The sequence below is a fragment of the Pseudomonas sp. LBUM1664 genome (assembly GCF_059695895.1).
In genome coordinates this window covers 5,844,801-5,868,221 of the sequence record NZ_CP166791.1, presented here as the reverse complement: position 1 = coordinate 5,868,221, position 23,421 = coordinate 5,844,801, and the positions used below count along the sequence as shown (strand labels likewise).

Here is a 23,421-nt window from a genome sequence, read left to right as displayed (position 1 = left end):
TATAGCCGGCCAATGTTTCTATCCAATATATTATTCGACCTGTTTAAGACGTTTTACGACCTATTGGATTACCCATGGAATTGCGTCACCTGCGTTACTTCATTGCCGTGGCCGAAGAACTGCATTTTGGCCGCGCCGCGTTGGCGCTGGGCATCTCTCAGCCGCCGTTGAGCCAGCAAATCCAGGCGCTGGAGCAAGAGATCGGCGCGCGGCTGTTCGAGCGTACCAATCGTCGGGTCGAACTGAGTGAGGCCGGACGCTTGTTCCTTGAAGAGGCGCGGCGGGTATTGGCCCAGGTCGACAAGGCCGCCGACGTGGCCCGCCGCGCCCAGTTGGGTGAACTGGGCGAGCTGAAAATTGGTTTCACTTCGTCGGCGCCCTTCAATTCCACCATCCCCCAGGCGATCTTCTCGTTCCGCCAACGCTTTCCCGCCGTGCACCTGAACCTGCGGGAAATGAGCAGCACCCAAGTGGCCGGAGCGCTGGTGGACGAGGCCATCGAGGTGGGCATCATGCGGCCGTTACCGCTGCCCGACTCCCTGATCGAAATCGAACTCAGCCGCGAACCGCTAGTGGCCGTGCTCAGCTCCAAACATCCACTGGCCCAGGACAGTGAAGAGGGTCTGTTTCTCTCGGCGTTGGCCCAGGAGCCGTTCGTGTTCTTCCCCCGCAGCTACGGCAGCGGCCTCTATGCACAACTCCTGAGCCTGGCCCGCGACGCCGGTTTCAGCCCGCACTTCGCCCAAGAAGCCGGCGAAGCCATGACCATCATCGGTTTGGTCGCGGCGGGGCTGGGCGTCTCGGTGCTGCCGGCGTCTTACCAGCGGATGCGTATTGATGGCGTGGTCTATCGACCACTGCTCGACCCCGCGGCGGTGTCGGCGGTGTGGCTGGTGCTGCGCAAGGACCAGCGCTCGCCGATGGCGAAGGCTTTTGTAGAGTTGTTGAACAGCAATACCGGAAATATTTGAGATCATCTCGCATCAATGGGGCCGACTTGATGTTGCTTGAGCAGGTGTAGCGCAAAGGCTACACCGTGCCGCATGACGGAGATTATTCGAAGCTCTACCTTTTCCGGCTGGCTCTCAAAGCTGGCTGATAGCCGTGCCAGGATGCGTATTCAGGTTTGAGTCGATCGTATGGCCGATGGGAATCTGGGAGACGTCAAAGCCATTGGGGAAGGATTGAGCGAAGCTCGTATCGATTACGGTCCGGGGTATCGAATTTACTTCATGCAGCAGGGCCGACAATTGATCATCCTTCTGTGTGGTGGTGATAAAAGCAGTCAAACTCGCGACATCAAACAAGCCAGGCTCATTGCGAAATCCTGGCAGGAGCAAAACCCATGACCGAACAATTCACTCGCTGGGACTCTGCCGAGTACCTCAAGACCGAAGAGGACATGGCTAATTATCTGGATGCATGCATGCATGCATGGAGGAGGCAGGAGACGATCCCGCATTCATCGCAAAAGCTCTGGGGACCATTGCACGCGCTCGCGGAATGACCCAGGTAGCTCGTGATGCCGGGCTATCCCGGGAAAATCTCTATCGCGCCTTGTCGGGGGAAGGAAATCCTGAGTTCGGCACTATTTTAAAAGTGGTCAAAGCGCTGGGGCTGAAACTGCATGCCAGTACCTGAACAGGTCAGCATTTTTGTGAAGGGGCGCCGAAAGGCGCCCTTTTCTTTTTCACGTTGCAAGCTGCGTCTGTAATCGTCGGCCGACGACATCCAGCAAATCGCAGCCCTCGCGTAATGAAATGACCAGCACGCGAGCCAGTTCACTGTAAGCCCCTTCCTCGAAGGCCAGGCTCTCCAGGAGCTGGGTGGTCGCGCGTATGCGCGAAGCGGCGCTTTCGTGCAGTACGTCCAGTGGCGCTTGAGTGTCGATCAGTAACGATGCGATGGTGCAGTCGTTGTCGGTGACAGGCATGTATCGATCCATGAAAAAAAGATCTCCGTGACTGAGAGCGCTCATACATTTTGTGTCTGTTGCTAAGCGCCAGCAGTTGGCTTCCAGGGTTATCTGGTTGGAAGCTGGATATACCTTATAATGAGGTCATTATTTAAGAAGTATATCGTTAAAGTACAGGTTGCGTGAGGTAGAGCGGATGAGCTACTGGTTAGTAGTTCATTTCACTCGATTCTATTATTTTTATAGGGCCAATTTGGCTTTTAAGTTGATGGTGATTTCAGTTCTATTTTCAAGGAATTCATTCAGCCCCCTAGCCCGAAGACTACAAGCATCACAACCCCCGCATCCACTCCCCTGTATGCCGTTGTAGCACGTCAGTGTTTGACTATTAATAAAATCTAACTGCTGATGATGATCGGCCAGTGCCCACGTTTCCGCTTTATTCAGCCACATAAGCGGCGTTTCAATGCGTAACTTATAATCCATGCCAGACTCAATGGCATTATTCATGGCTTTGACAAACTCATCACGGCAATCCGGATAGCCAGAAAAATCCGTTTCGCACACGCCGGTAATAACCGCTTCAGCGCGCACTTGATAAGCATAAATAGAGGCCAAGGTTAAAAACAGAATATTGCGGCCGGGTACGAAGGTATTTGGCAAACCGTTGCCTGCACTGCTTGCCAATGGAGCTGGAATGTTATCCCGAGTCAAACTGCTGACGGCTAATTCATTGAGCAGCGATGCATCCCAAACCTTATGCGCCGTCACCCCCAGCTTTTTGGCGAGTTGCCGCGCTACGTCGATTTCCGCACGATGGCGCTGGCCGTAATCAAAGGTAATGCAGTGAATTTCATCGTATTGCGGCAGCGCATGAATCAGGCAGGTGGTCGAATCCTGGCCGCCGCTGAACACGATCACGGCTTTTTTTGGCATTTCAGTCATATTGGAATGGTCCCGATGGGTCTTGAAAGACTGACCCTAGCTCGAAGTTCAAGCTCCGGTTGTGGGACATTTCCGAAATGATTGTCACCGTGTTCCTTTCCTCTCAGTCAACCTCCCCAGACAATCGTGCCTTGAGTGTGATAGTCATAAAAACCCTGGAGTGCCCAGGTATCACCCCGGCGTTCAAACGCGGCGCGCCATGCCCCCCTGCCACTGCCTGGGGTGAGTTGGGCCATGTCGTACCAGTAATATTTGTTGATTCTTTTTGTGGTGGTCCTGCCGGCGCGAATGTCCGCCATGATTTCGGTGATTTTCGTTCTGGCCACCTCGGGGAAGTTGTCGTATGACATCTGCATTTCAGCAAGCGGGGTGGTACTTACCGTAAATGTGTCTGTTGCGGTGGACGTGACGGGTGGAGCGCTTGGGTCAGTGGCCACGGGGGGGGCACCGGTCACCTTTTTAGATGGGAGTTTTGTAACGACGTCAATATCGGGCGCGTTATAGTTGGATAGATTTTTGCTGAAGTCTTTCACTGCGTCTTCGGTGATCAATATTGTGTTGCGCTGAGATTTGCCCTTGTTGACGATAATGTAGGGGATTTTATGGTTTCTGATTTCCGTCAATAATCCGGGTTTTCTTCTGCGTTCCATCTCATTTCTGAGTGCCGCCAGTATTTTCTTTTTACATTCATCACGGTGCTCGGGTGATTTTACATACGCTTCCTTGGCGGCGCGCCCTTGTCCCGGTAATAAAAATTCCAACTCGTCCAGGACGACGTTTTCGGCAATGTTTATCATCTCGATAAGGTCGTTCTGTATTTTGTCCAAGGCGACGTGTTTTCTCCCTTGTCCAGGCGCTGTCGCGATGAATACTGCGCCGGTAAAGTTATCGACTATCGACGCCATGTTGAGCTTGAAGTTGCCCGCGCCATCATAAAGCTCTGTTTTAAGTATCATAACTTTGTCGAATATGTTTATTCGTTGGTGGGGGGTGAGATGTATGTCGTCCACATTGGCCTCGATATCTTTCGTACAAGCGTCGACGGCTTCCCATACATTGTATTTATGCAGTAATTTTTGGTGCGGCGTTTGATCGTTGGATGAAGTGTTTCGTGGCGGGTACAGCGTCTTTATTCTCGAGCGATAAGTGTTCATATCGCTAATGCCTACGTCGTCCATGCTCTCACGCAGTATGCGTTCGGCCAGCACATTGGGCATCGAGTTGATAACGTCCGTTGCCTTCCCAGTCGTATTCGCAGAGGACCATCGCAGCACGCCTTCCAGCAAAGCATGCTTGTGCGGCGTTTCCAGGGCCCGACTGTATCGACCTAACCAAGAACCGCCCCCCAGTAGCCGTCTACGTTCTTCAAGCTGCCACTTGCCATTTTCCCAGGTCATCATTCGGTGGCTCGCACGGTCATTGGGCAGATAAATAATCCGTTCGCCGTCTTGTATCGTCGTTTTGTAGTAGTCCTTTTCCAACTTCAAATATTGGTAGCCACCGGCGTCCCTGTACAGGCCGCGGCCCTCGGGCACGAGCCCTTTACTGTCGAATTCTTTGAGGCGAAAAGGCTTGAGCTCCGGATCCGGCATGCGGGGAAGGCCCGCCAGCATCGGGCTTTGTTTGCTTCGATGCCGTCCAGCGCGAGTCATGATCAGGTCTTGCCCGGCCTCCGCCAGTACCTCACCCAACCCGCTGATGAAATCACCGATCCACTGGCTGCCGCTGCCGCCCTCATCCTTTATTGCCGACACCGCAACGCCGCCGGCCATCACGGGCAGGACCGCGCGCCCCAAGATCCCACCCAATCGGCCCACGGGGAATATCGACAGGGCACCCGTCAGCAGCGAGACCCCACGCCTGCGCCCTTCCTGCGCTGCCCCGCTGTCGCGCTCGGCGTTGGACACGGTCAGCGATTGCGCCGTGCTGATCCCATGGGTTATCTGGGTTTCATGCAGCGCTTGCAGCAAGTTGTCCTTGACGACAGGGGAGGCGATTTTCAACGCGAAATCATTCCGGGCCCGGTCCTTCGCCCACGCGAAGAAGGATTGCGTCACTCTTTTTATTTTCTGATCGCGTGTCAGGTCGTCCGGCGTCGGTGCCAGGCTATCGAGCTGCGCGGCTTGTTCGGTTAATGGCAGGTGTGAGATCAGCCAGCGGATCATCTGCGGCGTGGCCGTGAGCGCTTGGACCAAGGCAGGTTTGAGCCCCCGGACGCTTTGCGCATCCACGTCCCTGAACGTCTTGCCGTCCGGTGCCCCCGGCGTGTACAGCGTCAGCGAAGGCCGGCTCGCGAGTGCCCTCACCCCGAACGCCAATAGCTCTTTGAGCACGCTGTCGCCCCAGCGCAGTTGACGGACCACCACCTCGTGCCCGTTGACCTTGCGACGCCCCTGCGGCTCGGGGCTGTCCAGCGCCGCCAGTACCAGGTTCAGTCCGGTATCGAGCCGGTCGTGCCTGAAGTCGCCCGAAATATGGGCGGCCCATGCCTGTGCCCGTATCTGTTTGTCCTTAAGGAGCATCCATTCGGCCTGTCGTTTGCGGGCGGTGATTTGCAGCGCGGTCGGCAGCTTTGCACCCACGTCTGCCGTTTCAATGACGTCCTTGAATTGCTCATAGCTCATAGGCCCTTCCAGAAGAGGGTTGCGAACATTGCGTTCGTCCGGCGTCAGGTTGGACATCGCCCATTGCGTCATGGATTGGCGGTAGACCGCTGTCCCCTTCACCCCGCCTTGGGAGAGCCCTGAGTCAAACGGCGATGAGCCCGTCGGGGCGTGCGGGTCGATGATTTCCCGTTCGATACTCAGAAAGACCTGGTCTGGATCGGCCCGCAGGTGTTTGTGTTCAAGCTGGCGGGCAAGCAGCAGGCGGGTCCATTCCAGAAGGGCGTCGGGGGTAGCCAGCATGACCGGGTCCTGCGGCGGTGGCGACGCATCCGCCATGGCTTTGTGCAAGTCCTGCACTACGTTCCACCAAGTCAGGCGGTCGCCACGGGTGACGTGCGGATTGCCGCGCAGCCACTGGTCCAGTTTTTCCCGACTCAGCCGTAACTCGCGCTCGTCCATGACGCCCGCCAGGTCCAGCCGTTCGCCGACGTCCGCCGCCGCGTCCATCCTGGCCACCCAGGTGGTGATGTCCTCTTCACCTGCCGAGCCATTGAGTAAGACGTTTCTCACCGCTGTTTTTTGCGCCGTGCGCAGGTCGGCGACCAGGCCGGCCAGGAAGTTCTGCGCTATTGGCGCAGTGTTGACCTCATCTTCAGCGCTGCCGTCCTCCTTAAGGCCCGCTGTCAGCGCCGTCAGGTCGTCGTATATCTGCAGTGGATGACCCGGGCGGTACAGCACCGCGTCCCCCGGGCTGTGGATGTTGTCATGTCGCGTCAAGGCAACCACGCCCGACAGCGGCACGTTGAAGCCCCACCCTTGGGGGGTGAGACTCAGGCCATAAACCCCCGGACGGACATGCTCCGCCAACCCGACGCGGGACGCCGCGTCCGGTGCCGACAGCGCATAGTCTGTCACCGCCTTGTGCAGCCGCGGGCTCAACGTGGTGTCCAGCCTATGAAGATCGGCTTGCGTCTTGAGTTGTGTACTGAATTCATGGGCCAGCCAGTCGCTGACGTTGCGGTCCTGGCTGAAGCCGGCGGGTCTATCCCAGAAGTTGTCCAGGGCCTGTACCAGCATCGGTTCATATTGCATGGACGTGGTGTGCAGCAGCCATTTGATTTCGTTCTTCGCGTCTTGGCTATTCAGGGCCGCCGGTGCGGTCTCGACGTTGTCCTTATGACTGACGATGACAATGCTGCTCAAATCTCGAAAGAGTTCGCGGGTATTGATCTTGCCGGCGATGGCGCGCCAGAACAGCGCCTGCAGGGTGGTGGTATCGGCCCGCGTGGTGCGCTGCGAGGGGGGCATGGGTGCATTTCGTAGCATGCGCACTGACAGCGCTTCTACCATCATGTTGCCGGCCAACGCGGGAAAGGTTCTTCGGAACCAATAGTGCAGATGCAGCCTGGCGACTTCCGAGGGGCGTGCAAGGGCGTCGTTGAGCCGGATCATCTGTTGCTGTGAAGCCAGCAACCGGTTTGTCAGCAGGGCGCTTGGGGTAGTGGTGCTGTCGGCCGGCAGTGGCTCGTCGGCGTCAGGGGGCGACGCCAACCCGCCGGTGTAGACGGTGCCCAGAAATACTTCGAGCGATTCCACCAACGGGCGAGCGTCACCGTGAGTCAAAAACGCCTCACGAAAAGCCCGTCCGGTATCAGGGTCGAAAACGCCATTGCTGATAAATCTTTCAAACACGATGGTCGCCAGTACACCCGACCATTTTTGTGAATAGCCCCTGGCCGCATAACGTGAAGCCATACACTCACGGCTGTTGAACGGTCGTACAGTTTCCGGCCACTGCTGGTGTCCCACTTCAGCACTCAAGGTGTCAAAAACCTCCTGAACGCTACGCCCGTCGCCATGGGTGCGATGCACCTCAAAATCGAAAAGCATGGTGAGCAGTTCGTTTGCCGTCGCCCAACTGGGTTGGGTCTGACTATCAGTCATTAACTGCCCGAGCCCGTCGGTGGGGATCGTCTCGCCGGTTTGAAAGTGGCTCGACATCCAGATCAGGAATTGCTTGCTTGAACACCACTGTTCCAGCACCTGGCCGATGAACTCACGCGTGTCGTGCGCCAGCCCGTTGAGCCCGGAAATGTCTCGGTACGGCACTTGCGTTAAAAGCTGCTGTAAACAATGTCCAAATTCGCCCAGCAGCGTGCGCAATTGCTCATGGTCGAGCAGGCAGGGGCTGTTGCCGGTGCCAGGGCGGAGCTTGCCGCGAAGCACGGCGATCGGTAGCCGGGGTCGGCCTTCGGCGGTTACCCGGCGGTTGCGCAGCCCGAACGCCTCGGCCGTTGTGTCGTCCCCCTCACGTCGATACGGATCGATAAACAGATAACCGGTGGTTTGGTCATGTTCTCTGACCTCGAAGAGACGCACGTCTTCGTGCCAGCGATCAAAATTTGAACGCTCAAGCAGTTCGACGCCGAACAGCCGTTGGGTGAAGTGGCATAGGCGGCTCAGCACCGTATCCAACGGAAAATACGCACTCAGCTCTTTTTGGGAAAAACCTGTGTGTTGGCGGGCCTTTTCGGCCAGATATTCATAATCCCACGGCTCCATAGGGGTGACGCCTTGCTGCGCCGCCAGCTCCTTGAGTTGCTGTGCCTCCCGTGCAAAACCGCTGCGTTGTTCTGCGAGCACATTGCGTAAAAAGGCCAATACTTGTTCGCTGGACTCCGCCATCTGCTCCTCGAGGGCCAATTGGGCGAAGTTTTCGTAGCCCAGTAACCTGGCTTTTTGATGGCGAGCCTCCAGCAGCGACTTCAATACATCATCGTTATTGAATGGATCGGCGATCAGTCCCTGACCCGACGCTCGGGAGTAGTAGGCCACCCACATTTCTTTGCGCAAAGGACGGTGTTCGGCATGGCGCATCACGGCGCGAAACGGCTCTTCACTCAAGGTGAATAACCAGCCTTGCAGGTTTTTTGCCCGGGCCTGGTTCGCCATGGACCGTTTTACCGAGTCGGGAAGGCCCGCCAGCAGCGCCTCTTTTTCGATGTGTTTGCTCCAGGCGCGACCGGCTCGCTGCACACGTAACTTGAACTCGCGCTCCTGTCGATGGATGTCGCTGTTCAACCCAGCCAAGCGTTGTTGTTCGTTTTGAGGGAGCTGTATCCCGGACACTCGAAACTCACGCAGTATTTTTTCCAGGACCCTTCGACGAGGCTCATCAAACAGTGCCGCAATCTGGCTATTGGCAAGTTTCTGATACAACTCAAATAACTCATTGCTCCGTGCGAGCTGCGCCTTGTAAGCCGTTATCAGGCTGGTGCAGTGTTTCGCCGCGTTCGCCCACGCTTGCTGAGTCATCACGGGGCTGATGATGTCGATTACCTGGAGGGTGTCATCGAGCCGCGCCTTCACTTCGTCCATGCCCAGCACCAGGTCGTCCCACGTTGGGTCGGTTGTCTGGCTGGTGATGATCCCGGCGACTTTGAGGCGGCTGTCGGTGATGATTTTCTCAATGGCCGGCAGCAGATGCTCGGCGCGGATGGCCGAGAATGGCGGTAGGTCGTAAGGGGATATTAATGGGTTGGTCTCTAGCATGTTCTCTTCCTGAGAAAGCCTTCGGAAGAGACAACCTATTAAAGAAGAGCGAAGAGAGGGTGGTACATAGATACCGCACGCAGCGGTGGCAGGCGATGTATGAAAAGGACTCTGTCGTTAGGACTCCACAAACCCTGCGGGAGCGCGCTCGCTCCCACAGTTTTTTCGAGCCTATTGCACCTTCGCCAAATCCCCTTTCAACGCAACACCCGCCATGATCGCGCCGGCGTGGCATTCGTAGGTGGTGGGGTCCTTGCGTTCGTTGCTCTTGTAGAAGCTGACGATGTTGGTGACGGCGTTGGCGCCGGCGTTTTTGGCGGCCTGGTGCAGGCTGATCAGGGCCGATTGCAGCACCCATTCGCAGGCCACTTCATCGGACTTGTTGAAGGCATTGGTTTTCTTGTTGGTCACGGCACCGGGGCTGAGCACGGTGACGTTGCCGGCCGGTTTATTGCCTGCCAGGTAGAACTTCACACTGCCGTCGATTTTTCCGCTACGGATGGCTTCGGCGACGACTTTGTCGAAAGGCAGGAACAATGCGGTATCACGGGCCTGGCTGATGCTCGGTAGGGCGCTGAGCAGCAGGGCGGCGGTAACGGCGATTTTCTTCAACGGCATCATGGTCTCCTTGACCAGGGGTTATGGGTGTCTGGAATCAGCTCAGTGCCAGCGGCGGAAAATCAACGAGGTGTTGACCCCGCCGAAGGCAAAGTTGTTGTTCATCACGTATTCGTTACTCATGGAGCGGAATTCGTTGCGCAGGTAATCCAGCTGGCCGCACTGGGGGTCAACCTCGTCGAGGTTGAAGGTGTGCACATACAGGTCGCGGTTCATCATTTCGATGCTGAACCAGGACTCCAGCGCGCCGCAGGCACCCAGGGTGTGTCCAAGGAAGCTCTTCTGCGAACTGATGGGCATGCGTTCGCCAAACAGGCTGCTGGTGGCCAGGGTTTCGGCGATGTCGCCCTGTTCGGTGGCGGTGCCGTGGCCGTTGACGTAGCCGATGGCGGCAGGCGTGAGGCCTGCGTCTTCCAGGGCCAGTTCCATGGCCCGGCGCATGGTGAGTTGTTCGGGGCGGGTGGTGTGCTGGCCGTCGGCGTTGCTGCCAAAGCCTACAATCTCCGCATAAATCCGCGCGCCGCGAGCCAGGGCGTGCTCCAGTTCTTCGAGTACCAGCATGCCGGCGCCTTCACCGATCACCAGGCCATCGCGGTCTTTGTCGTAGGGGCGCGGGCTGGTCTGCGGCGCATCGTTTTTCAGGCTGGTGGCGTAGAGCGCGTCGAAGACCATTGCCTCGGTCGGGCACAGCTCTTCCGCACCACCGGCCAGCATCAGCGGCAGGCGACCGAATTTGATCGCCTCGTAGGCATAGCCGATGCCATGGCTGCCGCTGGTACAGGCGCTGGAGGTGGGAATCAGCCGCCCGGTAAGCCCGAAGAAAATGCTGATGTTGGCCGCCGTGGTGTGGGGCATCATTCGCACATAGGAGTTGGCGTTCAAGCCTTCGGCCACGCTGTTGAGCAGCATGTTGCCGAACGCCTTGATCTCGTCGGTGCTGCCGGTGGATGAACCGCAGGCCACGCCCATGCGTCCGTCCTTGATCGATTCGTCGCCCAACAGGCCCGCGTCGGTCAGGGCCTGCTCCGCCGCGCCCACCGCCAGGCGCGAGACCCGGCCCATGCTGCGCAGTTGCTTGCGCGTCCAGTGGGCCGGGACCAGGAAGTCATCGATAGGCCCAGCCAGACGGGTGTTCAGTTCGGTGAAACGGTCCCACTCAGCCATGCGTCGGATGCCGCTGCGGTTGGCGGCGAAGTTGGCGGCGATGGTGTCCCAGTCGCTGCCCAGTGAGGTGATGCCGGCCATGCCGGTGACGACAACGCGCTTCATCAGCACAGGCCTCCGTTGACGGCCAGGACCTGCCGAGTGATGTAGCCGGCTTCGGCGGACATCAGGAAATTCACCGCGCTGGCCACTTCTTCCGGGGTGCCCATGCGCTGGGCGGGGATCATTTTCATCAGTTCTTCCACGGGCACGTTTTCATCGAGCATGGCGGTGTCGATCAGGCCTGGCGCGACGCAATTGACGGTGATCTTGCGCTTGCCCAACTCGATTGCCAACGCTTTGGCCGCGCCGATCAAACCGGCCTTCGACGCGCTGTAATTGACCTGGCCACGGTTGCCGATCAGCCCCGAAACCGAGGTGATGCAGACGATCCGTCCGGCGGCGCGACGACGAATCATCGGCATCATCACTGGGTGCAGCACGTTGTAGAACCCGTCGAGGTTGGTGCGCATCACCTCATCCCAGTCGTCCTCGCTCAGGGCCGGGAAGGCGCCATCGCGGGTCAGGCCGGCATTGAGCACCACGCCGTAATAGGCACCGTGGGTTTCGACATCGGCTTCGAGAATGGCTTTGCACGCAGCGCGATCGGCCACGTCGAATTGCAACACCCGGGCATTGCGGCCCAGGGCCTGGATGTCGACCTGGACGGCTTCGGCCTCGGCACGGCCGCTGCGGCAGTGCAGCACGATGTCGTGCCCGGCCTGGGCCAGGCGCAGGGCGATGGCGCGGCCGATGCCACGGCTGGAGCCGGTGACCAGTACGGATTCAGTCATGGCTGGTTTCCTGTTGCGGACGGTTCATGGAGGTAATGGGCGGCCTGGGGCGGACGGAATACGTTCAGCCGGGCCGTGGCATGGATGCCGGGGGCATGGATGTGGCATTCGAACACGCCCATGCCGTTGTCGTCTTCCAGGGAACGCACGCCATGGATGGTCAGCTCGGCGCCGGCTGGAAAATATTCGACATTGCATTCGAACTTGCGGGTGCCGAGCAGGAAACCCAGTTCCACGGCATCGCCACGTCGGCGTGCATGACAACCGGCAAACGCCGCCACGCTCTGGGCCATCAGCTCGATGCCGACCCAGGCCGGCAGCGCGCCATCGTCGCGGCTGAACAAACCGCCGGGTTTGACGGTGGTGTGGGTTTGGATCTGTTCGTCATCGAAGGCCAGGATCCGGTCGATGAGAATCATGTCGCCTGCGTGGGGCAGCAGTTCGGCGAGCGGCCAGTCAATCATGGTGCGTCTCCGATAATCAGGCTGACGTTGTTGCCGCCGAAGGCAAACGAATTGCTCATCAGGCGGCGAGGTGATGTTGGGTTCAGACGGGTGCTGGCGTTTACCCAGTTCAGCGCCGGCAGTTCAGGATCGGCCTGGCCGTCCCAGACATGAGGTGGCAGGGCCTGGGCGGCGTTTTCGGCGCTCAGGCTCAACCAGCAGAACGCCGCTTCCAGCGCCCCGGCGGCCCCGAGGGTATGGCCGGTCATTGGTTTGGTAGACGAGCAGGGCACCCCTGCCGGAAACAGCCCGGCCACCGCGTGGCTTTCCATGGCATCGTTGTGTTGCGTGGCAGTGCCGTGCAGGTTCAGGTAGTCGATCTGGCTGGCTTGCAGGCCTGCGCAGTGCAAGGCTTTTTCCATGGCCTGGCGAGCGCCGCGACCGCTGGGCTCCGGGGCGGAAATATGGTGGGCATCGGAACTGGCGCCGTCGCCAAGCAGGGCAATCTGTGCGCCCTCTCCTGGCGTCTTGCTCATGAGAAACAGCACCGCCGCCTCGCCGATATTGATGCCGCTGCGGTTCACCGAAAACGGATTGCAGCGTTCGGTCGATACCGCTTCCAGCGCCGAAAAGCCATTGAGGGTCAGCTTGCACAGGCTGTCCACACCGCCACACAGCACCGCGTCGCACAGGCCCAGCTCCAGCAGGCGCCGGGCGCTCATCAAGGCGCGGGCGCTGGATGTGCAGGCAGTGGAAATCACATAGGAGGGGCCGCTCAGGTCGAGCCAGTCGGAGAGAAAATTGGCCGGCGCGCTGAGTTCCTGTTGCTGGTAGTCGTAACCGTCGGGGAAGTGCTGTTCGCGCAGGTAATGGGCAATGCCATGGCTGGCCTCATCGATGCCCGAGGTACTGGTGCCCAGTACGATGCCAATGCGCGTGCGCCCGTAGGCCTGAATGGCCCGGTCGATCTCGACGCGGATCTGCAACCCGGCCTCCAGCAGCAATTGATTGTTGCGGCTGCGTTGCGCCGCCAGGGCTTCGGGAATGGGGGCCAGTTCACCCGACACCGAGGCCACCGGCAACGCACGCTCAGCCACCCAGCCATTCTCCACGCGCAGGCCCGAGCAATCGCCGGCAAAAAGGTTGCGCGCAACGATGTGTTTGTCGCGGCCCAAGGCGCAGATTACCCCGAGGGCATTCAAATAGGCGGTCATGGAGCGCTCTCGGTTAACGGTGTGATGCGGTAGTGCGGGCCTTGGGGCAGGCTCAGTTCAAAATCCAGCGGCCGCTGGTAGCGCACCTGCCATCGAGCATCGAACGTTCGTTGCGCCTCCTGTTGCCGGGCGGCCGGGTAATTGCCGCGCAGTTCGGCGTCGGGTGTCAGGGCGAACAACAGCGCGGCGAACAACTCCCGGGCTTCGGCATTGGGGGGCAGCAGGCCGTCGGCCTGCCACTGGCCGTCAACCAGGCGTTGACGGGCCACGGGAATGCCCAGCGGGTCCATCATCGACCAACGGATGCCGGCGTCCTCGCGTTGGATCACCAGCAGCCAATCCTGGCGTTGCCCGGCCAATTGCCGCTCGATGTGCAATTGCAGCGGCAGTGCCAGGGTCGGTGTGCGCTCGGGCAGCGGCGCGTGACTGGCGCAGGCACTGAGCAGCAACAGGCAGCCGAGAAGCAGGGCACGAATCATCCGGCTGCTCCTTCGACGGGTTTGCGGGCCACCACATTGACCAGGGTTTCCTCTCGCTCGCCGAATGGCTTGGGGCGGCGCAGGCCAAAGCGCTCCAGCAGGCCGAAATCCTTGGCGCGGCTCCACCACAGGTACGGATAGGACACGTTGCCGGCCTCGAACTGGAACCCCTGGTTGCCGATCATCTGCAGGTACTGCGCGGCGCTTTTCTGCACGTGCATGGGATGACGGAACAGCCAGCGGATCACCCAGGTATCGATGTAGGCCTCGGTGGATTCGGCAAACATCAGGTAACCGCCGGGCTTGAGTACGCGATAAAACTCGGCAAGGGCTTTTTCCTGCTCCACCAGGTGATGGAAGGTCTGGTGGCAGAACAACAGATCGACGCTGGCATCCGGCACCGCCAACGTCGCGCAGTCGCTGCCGATCAGTTCCACGGTCATGCCCTGGCGTGCGGCTTCATCCAAGCTCAGGTTCAAGCTGTGGGGATCTGCGTCCACCCCGATCAGGTGTTGCGGCGCGAACACCTGGCGCAGGTACTGGAACGACTTGCCCTGGCCGCAACCGGCGTCCAGCAACACCGGGTTGGCCGGCAGCGGGTCGCTGAACAGGCTGCGCAGGTCATTGATCGCCACCCGCAACACATGGTGCTGCCAGGTATGACTGCGCAGGAACCAGAAGCCGAAGCGGGTTTCTTCGACGTAGTTGTCGCTCAGGTAGCTCATGGCTGCTTACTCATGGCGCCGGGCTCGCACAGATTTCCGAGAGCATGCGCAGGCGTCGCTTGGGTTCGCTGACGAACGGGTTGCGTTGATCCCAGGCATAGCCGGCCAGGATCGAGCTGATCATGCGGCGGATGTCGGCCGAGCCTTCGGTGTAGAAAATCACGTCCTGGAAGGTGCCGGCGTACCAGCCCTCGACGTAGCAACGGAAAGTATCGACGCCGCGCTTGAGGGGTTCGGCGAACTCGCTTTGCCAGTCCACGCTTTCGCCTTGCAGCTGACGATGCAGCACCCCAGCCGCCATGCTCGCTGAGCGCATGGCGATGGTCACGCCGGAGGAGAACACCGGGTCGAGGAATTCCGCAGCGTTGCCCAGCAGGGCGAAGCCTGGACCGTGCAGGGTTTTGACATTGGCCGAGTAGCCGCCGATGGTCCGCGCCGGGGTGTCCCATACCGCGCTTTTCAGGACACCGGCCAGGCTTGGGGCTTCGTCGATGAAGCCGCGCAGGCAGGCGTCCAGGTCGTCGGTGCGGCCGGCGAAATGTTCCGCTGCCGCGACCACACCCACCGAGCAACGCCCGCCGCTGAACGGAATGGTCCAGAACCACACGTCACGATTGTCGGGGTGAGTGGTGATGAGGATTTTCTCCCGGTCAAAAGCCGGGGCGTCGATGCGATCTTCGACGTGGGTGAACACCGCCTGGCGCACCGGGAAATTCGACGGCGCCTCAAGGTCCAGCAGGCGCGGCAAGACCCGACCGTAGCCGCTGGCATCGAGCACGAAATCGGCCTCGACCCGGTACTCGCTGCCGTCTTCACGCTGCACGCCCAGTTGCGGTTTGGCGAGGGTGAAGTCGGCATTGGTAATGGCTTGGCCATAACGGATTTCCACGCCTTGCAGCGCCGCCTGATCAGCCAGCAGCTTGTCGAAGTCGGCGCGTTGTACCTGGAAGGTGGTGGGCTTGCCGTTGCTGAAGGTGTCGCCGAAATCGAAGGCGCTGTAGCGCTCGCCCCAGGCGAAGGCCGCGCCGTTCTTGCGCTGGAACCCGGCGGCATTCACCGCTTCGAGCATGCCGGCCTCTTCGACGAAGTCCAGGCAATGGGACAACAGGCTCTCGCCGATGGAGAACCGTGGGAAATGCTGGCGTTCGATGACCAGCACATCGTGACCCTTGCGCTTGAGCAGCGCGGCCGCGATGGCGCCGGAAGGGCCTGCGCCGATGATGACGACCTGGCGACGTTCCATTTCAACTCTTGGCACTGGAGCTCCTGGCCGGGACGGCAATCGAGGGAATACGGTGGAAGCCGGCCATGGCCGGCAGCAATGTCGCGATCAGGCCCATCAGCATCAGCGCAAAGTACAGCGCCGGGCTGATGAGTTGTTGTTGCAATAGCAGGTTGAGAAATACGATTTCGCTCAAGCCGCGAATGTTCAGCAAAACACTTTCCCGCCAGCGACTGGCGCCGGTGAATGACGCTCCGGCCCAACCCAGGCCCAGCCAGTTGCCCAGCAGTTTGCTGGCAATGGGCAACAGCAGCAACGCGCCCAGCTGCACCCAGTCGAGGCTATTCATGGCGCTGTGGACGTTGATCTGCACAATGCCGAAGGTGAGGATCAGCGGGATCGCCAGGTAGGTCTGCAAGCCTTGCATCCAGCGGGCGTTGAGCGGCAACACCAGCGGCACTTTGAGCGCGGCCATGCACAGCAGATAACCGATGCCGACAATCAGTGCGTTGAGCCGGTAGTGTTCAGCCACGACCAGCAGCGCAAAGAAGAGGCCGCTGTGCAACAACGGCTGGCGCAGGCCCGCCAGTCGCAACAGCAGCGGCACGCAGGCGCCGGCCAACGGCAGTAACAGGCTGCTCAGGTGCAGGCTGCCCTGGGCCAGGCCAAACAGGCTCCAGCAGATCAGGTCGATGAGAATCGCGGTCTGCACCAGGCGCCGGGTGGCGGCGGGCGGGTAGTCAATGTGCCGCAAGTACAGGTACAGCACCGGTATCGCGGTAATTGCAAACAGCAGCCCCACGGCCAGGGAACTGATCCAGGGCTGGGGCGGCAGCAGCCAGAGCGCCGTCGCCAAACCGCAGGCGAACGGAACGCCGAAGCTTGGCAGGGCGATCTTCACGCTTTGGCGGTCCAGGTGCAGGTCGATCACATCGCTGAGGATGTGTCCCAGCAACAGGGCGAAGGCGATGCTGTAGAGATTCTTCAGCCACACCGGCGACACCAGTTGCGCGCCGCTGAGCTGCCAGCCGGGCTCGATCCAGGCATACATCAGCAGCGGCAGGCCGATCGTCGCCAGCAGCAACTGGCTGACAATCGGGATCAGCCCGAAGCGACGGCCCATGAGCGTCGCGGCCGCGAACAGCCCCAGGGCCATGAGCCAGAACGCCAGAATCATCATTGGGCGGGTTCCGGGACGGTAGCAGCGTGGGCCTGACGCCCGGCCCACGGCGCCAGCATGAAGCTGAACGCCAGACCCAGGCTCACCGCCAGGCCGAAATTACTCACCGCTGGCGTGCTGGAAAGCGCCAGCAAGCCGAACGACAGCCAGGTGGTGATCGCCGCCAGCAAGGTGCCCAGCAGGCTCACCGCCGCGCCGCCGATCTGTTCGCGCATCAGGATCGCGTAATCGACGCCAATAGCTGTTACCAGCAACAGGCCGAACAGGCTGAACAGCGTCAGCGGCTGTCCCAGCCAGCCGAGGCTTGCCAGGCTGCACAGCGCGGCGAGCAGCGGCAGGGCGACGATGCGCAAGGCGCCACCGACGCCAAACGGCCAGATCAACACCAGCACGATCAGCACGCAGGAGGCCAATTTCAACTCGGCGGCGCTGATCTGCGTGGCGGCAAACACCCGGTTCAGGTCCCCCAGGCGATCCACCAGTTGTACGCCGGGCAGATCCACCGCCTGCACCTGCAGCAGCGCGGCATCGCCCAAACCTTGCAGGCTGACCACGGCGGCCACGCCTTGCGACGTCGGGCCGAGCCAGAGCGTGCGATACGGTTCGGCCAACGGACCGATCAGCGCGGCGTCGATGTCTTCCACGGGCAGCGCCTGTAATTGCGCCAGCTCTGCTTGCAGCGCGGCGACCGGTACGCCCAGATCCAGCAGCGGCTGCCAGAACGCCGGCAACCGCGCCAGGGCCTCGCGCACTTGCTGCTGTTCGGCGGGAGGGCTGAGCAGTTGGTTCAGCGACAGGTAGCCCTGGAGTTTTTCCAGGCCGATCAACTGGTCCAGCCGCTCGTTGAGGGCTGTCTGGCGCTCCAGCAGTTGTGGCTGATTATCGGCGCTGATCAGGAAGAACTGGCTGGTGGGCTGGTAACCGGTGATGCGGGCGATGGCCCGGGCTTCGTCGGTCAGGTGTTGGGGCGTGCCGATCCACTGGCGGATGTCGTTTTTCGTGGTCAGTTGCCAGAGGCCGCCAGCACAGAAGATCAGCAACAGCGCCAACAGGGCCGGCGTGCACACCCGCGCCAGCAGCGCTTCGCGGGCCTTGAGCAGGTGCTCGCAGAGCCGCAGCGGCCACTGGGCCGGACGCAAGTCGGCGCCCTTGAGCAGCGCCGGTAGCAGGCAGACCGCCGTCAGGTAGGCGCCGATCAGCCCGGCGGCAGAAAATATCGCGATCTGGGTCAGGGCCGGGAAGGGTGTCCAGGCCAAGGCCAGGTAGCCGATGCAGGTGGTCACCAGGCTCAGACTCAGCCCCGGCAGGGTCAGGCGCAGGGCCGGCCAGCTGCGCCATGGCTTGAGACTCCAGCTCTTGGACAGGTAGTGCAGCGGGTAATCCACCGCCACGCCGATCAGGCTGGAACCCAGCACCAGGGTCATGACATGCATGCGTCCGAACAGCGCCACGCAGGCCACTGCGCCGAACAGCATGCCCACCAGCACCGGTACGAACGCCAGCCACACCCGCAAGCGCCGGAAGGCCAGCAACAGCAGCAACAAAATGCCGACCGTTGCGCCGCCGCCCACCCAAGTGATTTCCCGCGAGGCCTGCTGCTGGCCGCTGGCGGCGTACAGCAGGCCGCTGGCCGCGAGCATTTGCCCTTGGGCCTGGTCCACCTGATCACGGCTGTGTTGCAGCAGGTCGGCGACTTTCAGTGGCAGGTTCATGTCGAAAGCGTTGCCATGGGTGCGGGCCCGCAGCATCACCCAGTTTTTACCATCGGCTTGGGCGATCAACGCGCCGCTGCCCACATCCAGTTGTATCGCGCCGCGCTGAGGTTGGCTGTTCTGGATGCGCCCGGTCAAGCCCAGCCAATCGTCCTGGCTCGGCACCAGGCTGTAGCCGTTGAACGGGTCGAACAGGGCCTGCACCCGTTGTTGGATGAACGCTTGAGGCTGGTCGATCAGTTGCCGCCGGTCTGCCGCCGAGAGCATCGCTAGCCGTCCGTTAAGCAATTGCATGCGCAATGCCGGCAAGTCGGCTTGCAGCGTCGACCGAACCTTGTCGAATAGGCCACTGGCCTGCCACTGCTCGCCAAGGGTTTGCGCCAGGGCGATGGCTTGCTGGCGGTCGGTGTGACCGACCAGCACCAGCACCTCGCGGTTCAGCGGCTCCTGCATGCGCTGTTCGGCGATGAGTTCCAGCGCATCGGGGGCAGTGCCCGGCACCAGCTCCATGAGATTGGCCGACAGCGGTGCGCCGTTACGCCATTGCCAACCGGCGAGCGCCATCACCGCCAGCAATAGGATCAGGAACAGCCGTGGCAACATTCGTTCACTGGGCAAAGTCATGTTGCTCCGTGTCGCTCAAAGGTTGCGTGCTGGTGCTGTCCTGCATGCGCAGCACCGTGCTGTCACCCTGGGTTTCCAGCAGTTCGATGCGTTGCACCAGCTCGCCGCCGTCAATGTTGATTTGGTTGAAGATCTGTTTGAGCAGCACCGAGCGTGGGGTCAGGGTGAGCTTCCACTGTTGCGGTTCACCCGACAGGCTCAGCTCGAAATCCCGTTGCAGGCCACTGCTGTCGCCCTGCAGTACTGCCAGGAACAACTGATTCTGTTGGGCGCCAGCGCTCTTGTTCGGCAGCATCTGCCAGGCATTGCCGTCCCGCCGGGCAATGCCTTGGGCGGTGATGCGGTAGTCCTGTTGCAGTGGGGCTTGCAGCAGCCACAGCAGGCCTTGGTTTTTTGCCAGTACGAAACGGCCCTTGCTGGTGAGGGGCTGGGGCAGGGCGCGCAGGTGTTTTTCCTGGATGAACTGCCCATGGATCACCTCCGGGCGGGCCAGTTGTTCGCTTAACTGTTGCAAGTCGAACGCCTGGGCCAGGGGCGACAGGCAGCACAGCAATAGCCAGGTGGACAGGCGCTTCATGGCAGTTTCCTTTCAACGGCTTCGACAAAGACCCGGGGCGAGGCCAGCAGCATTTCGCGACTGGTGACCTCCACGGCCACTTGCACCGAACTGGCGCGGGTCAGGCGTTCGCCGGTTGCTGAGTCACTGATCAGGTAATTGATCTTCAACCGGTTTTCCCACTCCACCAGGCTGGCGCGCACGGTCAGGGTTTGGCCGAACACGGCGCTGCGCACGTAGCGCAGTTGCAGGTCGATCACCGGCCACGCATGGCCGGATTCGAGCATGTCGTTGTAGTTGTGGCCGATCAGGTCGAGCAAGGCGCAGCGGGCCACTTCCAGGTATTTGATGTAGTGGCCGTGCCAGACCACGTTCATCGAATCGACGTCAAAAAACGGCACCACGATCTGCGTGTCGACGTGCAGCACTCCCTGACTACGCATGCAGCCTCCAGTGTTGCTCGGCGATGCGTTGCAGGCACAGGCGCAGTTCGCCTTCCAGGGCGCGGTCTTCGATGACGGGCGCGAAATCTTCGGCCAGTTGTTCATGCATGGCGGCCAGGGCCGGTGGCAGTGGTCGCGCGTCTTCGGCACGGCTGCGCAGCCACACGCCCTGGTTGGCGGCCAGCAGCGTTGCGGCGGCCACTTGTTCGGTCAGCTCCAGCACGCGGATCGCATCCCGGGCGGCGATGGTGCCCATGCTCACCTTGTCCTGGTTGTGGCACTCGGTGGAGCGCGAAAACACGCTGGCCGGCATGGTGTTTTTCAGGGCTTCGGCGGTCCAGGCGCTGGTGCCGATCTGCACGGCCTTGAAGCCATGGTTGAGCATCGCCCGCTCGGCGCTGGCGCCGGACAGGTTGCTGGGCAGGCCATGGTTGTAGCGCTCGTCCACCAACAGCGCGAGCTGGCGATCCAGCAGGTCGGCGACGTTGGCCACCAGGTTCTTGAGGCTGTCCATGGCGAAGGCGATATGCCCGCCGTAGAAATGCCCGCCGTGCAACACCCGCTCGGCTTCGGCATCGATGATCGGGTTGTCGTTGGCGCTATTGAGTTCAATTTCGATGAACGAACGCAGCCAGTTCAGGCTGTCAGCCAGCACGCCGAGCACATGGGGGGCGCAGCGCAGGGAATAGCGATCCTGCAGGCGATGCAATGGCGCGGTCGGGGCGTCGATTGCCAAGTCCTTGCGCAGCCACGCGGCGACCTGCATCTGCCCAGGGTGCGGCTTGGCGGCAAACAGACGCTCGTCGAAGTGCTCCGGGTTGCCTTGCAGCGCGACGACGTTCAGCGCGGTGATGCGGGTCGCCAGTTGCAGCAGGTAATCGGCCCGGGCGAAGGCCAGGCAGGCCAGACCGGTCATCACGGCGGTGCCGTTCATCAACGCCAGCGCTTCCTTGGGCCGCAGCACCAGCGGGGTCCAGCCCAGTTCGCGATGGACATCGGCGGCCAAGCGGCGCTCGCCACGCCACATCACTTCCCGTTCACCGGACAGGGTGGCGGCGACATAGGACAGCGGCGTCAGGTCACCGCTGGCGCCCACCGAACCTTCTTCCGGAATCAGCGGCAGGATGTCGTGTTCGAGAAAGGCCTGGAGCCGTTCCAGCAGTTCTACCCGCACCCCGGACACGCCGTGGCACAGCGACTGCAAACGCGCGGCCAATACAGCGCGAGTGGCCTGGGCGTCCAGCAGTTTGCCCAGGCCGCAACCGTGAAACGTATACAAGTGACGCGGCAGGGCCTCGACGTGGTGCAACGGCACCGCCACCACGCAGGAGTCGCCGTAACCGGTGGTCACGCCGTAGATCACCCCTTCCTTGTCCAGCAAAGAGTCAAGGAATTGCGCACCCTTGGCGATGCGCTGGCGGAACGCCGGGTCATCCTGCAACTGCGTTGGCGCGTGACGGTTGGCCAGGGCCAGCACGTCCTCGATGCGCAAGGGGCGTTCGCCGAAGGTTACCGGCTCAAGAGTGGGCATCGTCATCGGTCTTCCAGAAAGGGTAAAAGTTGAACCACTGCTGCGGTGCCTGGAGGCAATACTGCGCCAGGCGCTCGGCGTAGCGGCCGGCCCAATGGGCGATCACGTGTTCGCGGTCGCTGCGTTTCCAGACCACGGCATCGGCGAAGGGTTCGAGGGTGACTCGATAGCGCCCTTCGTGCTTGAGGCACATCAGCAGGTTGACCGGGCATTTCAAAAGGCCGGCCAGCAGCCAGGGCCCTTGGGGGAAGGCGGCCGGGTGCTCCATGAAGTCCACGGTCACGCTGCGCCCGCCGTGCAGCGGCACGCGGTCGCCGGCGATCGCCAGCCACTCGCCGCGCTCCAGGCGCTCGCTCAGTTGCAGCATGATCACCGGGTTCAGCTCGCTCACCTGGATCAGCCGCAGGTGCGTGGCGCCGGCTTCGCCCAGCAAGCGATTGAACTGCTCGGCGTGCTTGGTGTGTACCAGCACGTTCATGGTCACTTTTTCGCCCAGCTCGGCCAGGGCCCGGCACATTTCCAGGTTGCCCAGGTGTGCGCCCACCAGCATCTGCCCGCGCGTGTCACGCAGGTGATTGCGCAGCAACGCGGTGTCGACGATTTCGATCTGTTCGATGCTCAGCTTGCCGTTCCATACGTCGAGCTTGTCCAGCAGGGAGTCGGCAAACGCCATGAACTGCCCGAACACCCGCCGGTGGGTCGGGCGCAGCTCGGGGCGAGCACTCCAGTCGGCCAGGCGCTGCTGGTATTGCCAGGCCGCGTGCCGGGCGCTGCGGCCGAAAATGAAGAAATACAGGACGATGCCGTACAGCACCGGGCTCAGTAAGCGGCGGCCCAACACCTTGGCGGCGAACGCCGTGAGTTTCATCAGCCAGAAGCTGCCGCGTTCCTGGCGGTCGGCCCAGTGCTTGTCTGCCTGAGGGTTCATGCCCGCCACCGTCGCCAGAGAATCAAGGGAGAACGCACCAGCATGCCGAAGAACAACCGCGTGTGCATGCTGGAAATCAGGACGTTGTCGTGGAATAGGCGAAAGTGCGAGACCCCGTCGAGGGGGTAATGGACCCGGGTGTGCACCCAGCGCATCGGCAGATTGCGCCAGGCCAGGCGCACCAGGATGTCCGAATCGAAATCCATGCGCTTACCGATGTTCGCCGAGTTGATCAGTGCCAGGGTCGGTGGCAAGGGATAGACCCGAAAGCCGCACATGGAGTCGCGGATTTGCAGGGACAGGGTGTTGATCCAGACCATGGCGTGAGTCAGGTAGCGCGCGTACAGGCGGCCTTTGGGCACGCTGGCGTCGTACTGCGGATAACCGCAGATCACCGCGTCTGGGTAGGCGCGCGATTGCTCGATGAAGGTTTTCACGTCGCCCAGATCGTGCTGCCCATCGGCGTCCACCTGCAATACGTGGCTGAAGCCCAGGCGCGAGGCCTCCCGCAGACCTGCCATCACTGCGCTGCCCTTGCCCTGGTTGACGGCCAGCCTGACCAGATGAACCCGCTCATTTTCGGCCAGACGCTCCAGCACGGCCGCGCAGGCCGGGCTGCTGGCGTCGTCCACCAGTACGCAGGGCAAGTCGTTGGCGAGCAATGCCTGGACCACCGTCGAGATGGCGGCTTCGTGGTTGTAGACCGGGATGACGGCGCAGGGGTTATGCAT

Annotated in this window: 19 protein-coding genes and 2 pseudogenes; 3 read left to right on the top strand and 18 right to left on the bottom strand. The window is 61.2% G+C overall.

The window, feature by feature from the left end:
* Positions 1–74: 74 nt before the first annotated feature.
* The 3 genes and pseudogenes from ACA047_RS27260 (at position 75) to ACA047_RS27250 (ending at position 1,641) form a co-directional block, all read left to right on the top strand.
* Positions 75–971, top strand: coding sequence for a LysR family transcriptional regulator (locus ACA047_RS27260; RefSeq protein WP_497354738.1), 897 nt, complete (start codon positions 75–77; stop codon positions 969–971).
* Positions 972–1,043: 72 nt separating this feature from the next.
* Positions 1,044–1,349, top strand: a pseudogene (locus tag ACA047_RS27255) (type II toxin-antitoxin system RelE/ParE family toxin).
* Positions 1,346–1,641: pseudogene (locus ACA047_RS27250) on the top strand (addiction module antidote protein). The pseudogenes ACA047_RS27255 and ACA047_RS27250 overlap by 4 nt, the downstream one beginning before the upstream one ends.
* Before the next feature lie 49 nt (positions 1,642–1,690).
* On the opposite strand, the gene ACA047_RS27245 reads toward ACA047_RS27250, so the two are convergent.
* From ACA047_RS27245 to ACA047_RS27160, 18 genes are all read right to left on the bottom strand, one after another.
* The gene (locus tag ACA047_RS27245; protein WP_497354736.1) at positions 1,691–1,945 is read right to left on the bottom strand and encodes a hypothetical protein; all 255 of its coding nucleotides are present in this window, start codon (positions 1,943–1,945) and stop codon (positions 1,691–1,693) included.
* Between the two features lie 210 nt (positions 1,946–2,155).
* Positions 2,156–2,851: a 7-cyano-7-deazaguanine synthase QueC gene (gene queC, locus ACA047_RS27240; RefSeq protein WP_497360566.1), complete on the bottom strand. Its 696-nt coding sequence runs from the start codon at positions 2,849–2,851 to the stop codon at positions 2,156–2,158.
* Positions 2,852–2,967: 116 nt separating this feature from the next.
* The gene (locus ACA047_RS27235; RefSeq protein ID WP_497354734.1) at positions 2,968–9,018 is read right to left on the bottom strand and encodes a M3 family metallopeptidase; all 6,051 of its coding nucleotides are present in this window, start codon (positions 9,016–9,018) and stop codon (positions 2,968–2,970) included.
* A 171-nt stretch (positions 9,019–9,189) separates the two neighbouring features.
* A complete protein-coding gene (locus ACA047_RS27230; protein ID WP_497354732.1) occupies positions 9,190–9,636 on the bottom strand; it encodes an excinuclease in 447 nt (148 codons plus the stop codon).
* A 42-nt stretch (positions 9,637–9,678) separates the two neighbouring features.
* Positions 9,679–10,905: a beta-ketoacyl-ACP synthase gene (locus ACA047_RS27225; protein ID WP_497354730.1), complete on the bottom strand. Its 1,227-nt coding sequence runs from the start codon at positions 10,903–10,905 to the stop codon at positions 9,679–9,681.
* Complete coding sequence (gene fabG / locus ACA047_RS27220) at positions 10,905–11,633, bottom strand: 3-oxoacyl-ACP reductase FabG (RefSeq protein ID WP_497354728.1); 729 nt, start codon at positions 11,631–11,633, stop codon at positions 10,905–10,907. Before fabG ends, ACA047_RS27225 begins: the two co-directional genes overlap by 1 nt.
* Positions 11,630–12,097, bottom strand: a complete 468-nt coding sequence (locus ACA047_RS27215) for a hotdog family protein (RefSeq protein WP_497354726.1) — start codon at positions 12,095–12,097, stop codon at positions 11,630–11,632. The genes fabG and ACA047_RS27215 overlap by 4 nt, the downstream gene beginning before the upstream one ends.
* Positions 12,094–13,290 carry a beta-ketoacyl-[acyl-carrier-protein] synthase family protein gene (locus ACA047_RS27210; protein ID WP_497354724.1) on the bottom strand — a complete coding sequence of 399 codons (1,197 nt, stop codon included), beginning with the start codon at positions 13,288–13,290 and terminating at the stop codon, positions 12,094–12,096. The genes ACA047_RS27215 and ACA047_RS27210 overlap by 4 nt, the downstream gene beginning before the upstream one ends.
* Positions 13,287–13,769, bottom strand: a complete 483-nt coding sequence (locus tag ACA047_RS27205) for a DUF3261 domain-containing protein (RefSeq protein WP_497354722.1) — start codon at positions 13,767–13,769, stop codon at positions 13,287–13,289. Before ACA047_RS27205 ends, ACA047_RS27210 begins: the two co-directional genes overlap by 4 nt.
* Entirely contained in the window at positions 13,766–14,494 is a 729-nt protein-coding gene (locus ACA047_RS27200; RefSeq protein WP_497354720.1) for a class I SAM-dependent methyltransferase, read from the bottom strand. The genes ACA047_RS27205 and ACA047_RS27200 overlap by 4 nt, the downstream gene beginning before the upstream one ends.
* 10 nt (positions 14,495–14,504) lie before the next feature.
* Positions 14,505–15,752: an NAD(P)/FAD-dependent oxidoreductase gene (locus ACA047_RS27195; protein ID WP_497354718.1), complete on the bottom strand. Its 1,248-nt coding sequence runs from the start codon at positions 15,750–15,752 to the stop codon at positions 14,505–14,507.
* Complete coding sequence (locus tag ACA047_RS27190; RefSeq protein ID WP_497354716.1) at positions 15,739–16,896, bottom strand: cation:proton antiporter; 1,158 nt, start codon at positions 16,894–16,896, stop codon at positions 15,739–15,741. The genes ACA047_RS27195 and ACA047_RS27190 overlap by 14 nt, the downstream gene beginning before the upstream one ends.
* Positions 16,893–19,232, bottom strand: coding sequence for an MMPL family transporter (locus tag ACA047_RS27185; RefSeq protein WP_497354714.1), 2,340 nt, complete (start codon positions 19,230–19,232; stop codon positions 16,893–16,895). The genes ACA047_RS27190 and ACA047_RS27185 overlap by 4 nt, the downstream gene beginning before the upstream one ends.
* Complete coding sequence (locus ACA047_RS27180; RefSeq protein ID WP_497354712.1) at positions 19,216–19,809, bottom strand: LolA family protein; 594 nt, start codon at positions 19,807–19,809, stop codon at positions 19,216–19,218. The genes ACA047_RS27185 and ACA047_RS27180 overlap by 17 nt, the downstream gene beginning before the upstream one ends.
* Positions 19,806–20,231 (bottom strand): acyl-CoA thioesterase, encoded by a 426-nt coding sequence (locus ACA047_RS27175; RefSeq protein ID WP_497354710.1) that lies wholly within the window; start codon positions 20,229–20,231, stop codon positions 19,806–19,808. The genes ACA047_RS27180 and ACA047_RS27175 overlap by 4 nt, the downstream gene beginning before the upstream one ends.
* Positions 20,224–21,768 carry an HAL/PAL/TAL family ammonia-lyase gene (locus ACA047_RS27170; protein ID WP_497354708.1) on the bottom strand — a complete coding sequence of 515 codons (1,545 nt, stop codon included), beginning with the start codon at positions 21,766–21,768 and terminating at the stop codon, positions 20,224–20,226. Before ACA047_RS27170 ends, ACA047_RS27175 begins: the two co-directional genes overlap by 8 nt.
* Positions 21,749–22,690, bottom strand: coding sequence for a lysophospholipid acyltransferase family protein (locus tag ACA047_RS27165; protein WP_497354706.1), 942 nt, complete (start codon positions 22,688–22,690; stop codon positions 21,749–21,751). The genes ACA047_RS27170 and ACA047_RS27165 overlap by 20 nt, the downstream gene beginning before the upstream one ends.
* Positions 22,687–23,421, bottom strand: coding sequence for a glycosyltransferase family 2 protein (locus ACA047_RS27160; protein WP_497354704.1), 735 nt, complete (start codon positions 23,419–23,421; stop codon positions 22,687–22,689). The genes ACA047_RS27165 and ACA047_RS27160 overlap by 4 nt, the downstream gene beginning before the upstream one ends.

Bases quoted from the DNA above. Each gene is read 5' to 3' on its own strand.
- ACA047_RS27260 (WP_497354738.1), top strand. From the start codon at position 75: ATGGAATTGCGTCACCTGCGTTACTTCATTGCCGTGGCCGAAGAACTG.
- ACA047_RS27245 (WP_497354736.1), bottom strand. From the start codon at position 1,945: ATGGATCGATACATGCCTGTCACCGACAACGACTGCACCATCGCATCG.
- queC (WP_497360566.1), bottom strand. From the start codon at position 2,851: ATGCCAAAAAAAGCCGTGATCGTGTTCAGCGGCGGCCAGGATTCGACC.
- ACA047_RS27235 (WP_497354734.1), bottom strand. From the start codon at position 9,018: ATGCTAGAGACCAACCCATTAATATCCCCTTACGACCTACCGCCATTC.
- ACA047_RS27230 (WP_497354732.1), bottom strand. From the start codon at position 9,636: ATGCCGTTGAAGAAAATCGCCGTTACCGCCGCCCTGCTGCTCAGCGCC.
- ACA047_RS27225 (WP_497354730.1), bottom strand. From the start codon at position 10,905: ATGAAGCGCGTTGTCGTCACCGGCATGGCCGGCATCACCTCACTGGGC.
- fabG (WP_497354728.1), bottom strand. From the start codon at position 11,633: ATGACTGAATCCGTACTGGTCACCGGCTCCAGCCGTGGCATCGGCCGC.
- ACA047_RS27215 (WP_497354726.1), bottom strand. From the start codon at position 12,097: ATGATTGACTGGCCGCTCGCCGAACTGCTGCCCCACGCAGGCGACATG.
- ACA047_RS27210 (WP_497354724.1), bottom strand. From the start codon at position 13,290: ATGACCGCCTATTTGAATGCCCTCGGGGTAATCTGCGCCTTGGGCCGC.
- ACA047_RS27205 (WP_497354722.1), bottom strand. From the start codon at position 13,769: ATGATTCGTGCCCTGCTTCTCGGCTGCCTGTTGCTGCTCAGTGCCTGC.
- ACA047_RS27200 (WP_497354720.1), bottom strand. From the start codon at position 14,494: ATGAGCTACCTGAGCGACAACTACGTCGAAGAAACCCGCTTCGGCTTC.
- ACA047_RS27190 (WP_497354716.1), bottom strand. From the start codon at position 16,896: ATGATGATTCTGGCGTTCTGGCTCATGGCCCTGGGGCTGTTCGCGGCC.
- ACA047_RS27185 (WP_497354714.1), bottom strand. From the start codon at position 19,232: ATGACTTTGCCCAGTGAACGAATGTTGCCACGGCTGTTCCTGATCCTA.
- ACA047_RS27180 (WP_497354712.1), bottom strand. From the start codon at position 19,809: ATGAAGCGCCTGTCCACCTGGCTATTGCTGTGCTGCCTGTCGCCCCTG.
- ACA047_RS27175 (WP_497354710.1), bottom strand. From the start codon at position 20,231: ATGCGTAGTCAGGGAGTGCTGCACGTCGACACGCAGATCGTGGTGCCG.
- ACA047_RS27170 (WP_497354708.1), bottom strand. From the start codon at position 21,768: ATGACGATGCCCACTCTTGAGCCGGTAACCTTCGGCGAACGCCCCTTG.
- ACA047_RS27165 (WP_497354706.1), bottom strand. From the start codon at position 22,690: ATGAACCCTCAGGCAGACAAGCACTGGGCCGACCGCCAGGAACGCGGC.
- ACA047_RS27160 (WP_497354704.1), bottom strand. From the start codon at position 23,421: ATGCATAACCCCTGCGCCGTCATCCCGGTCTACAACCACGAAGCCGCC.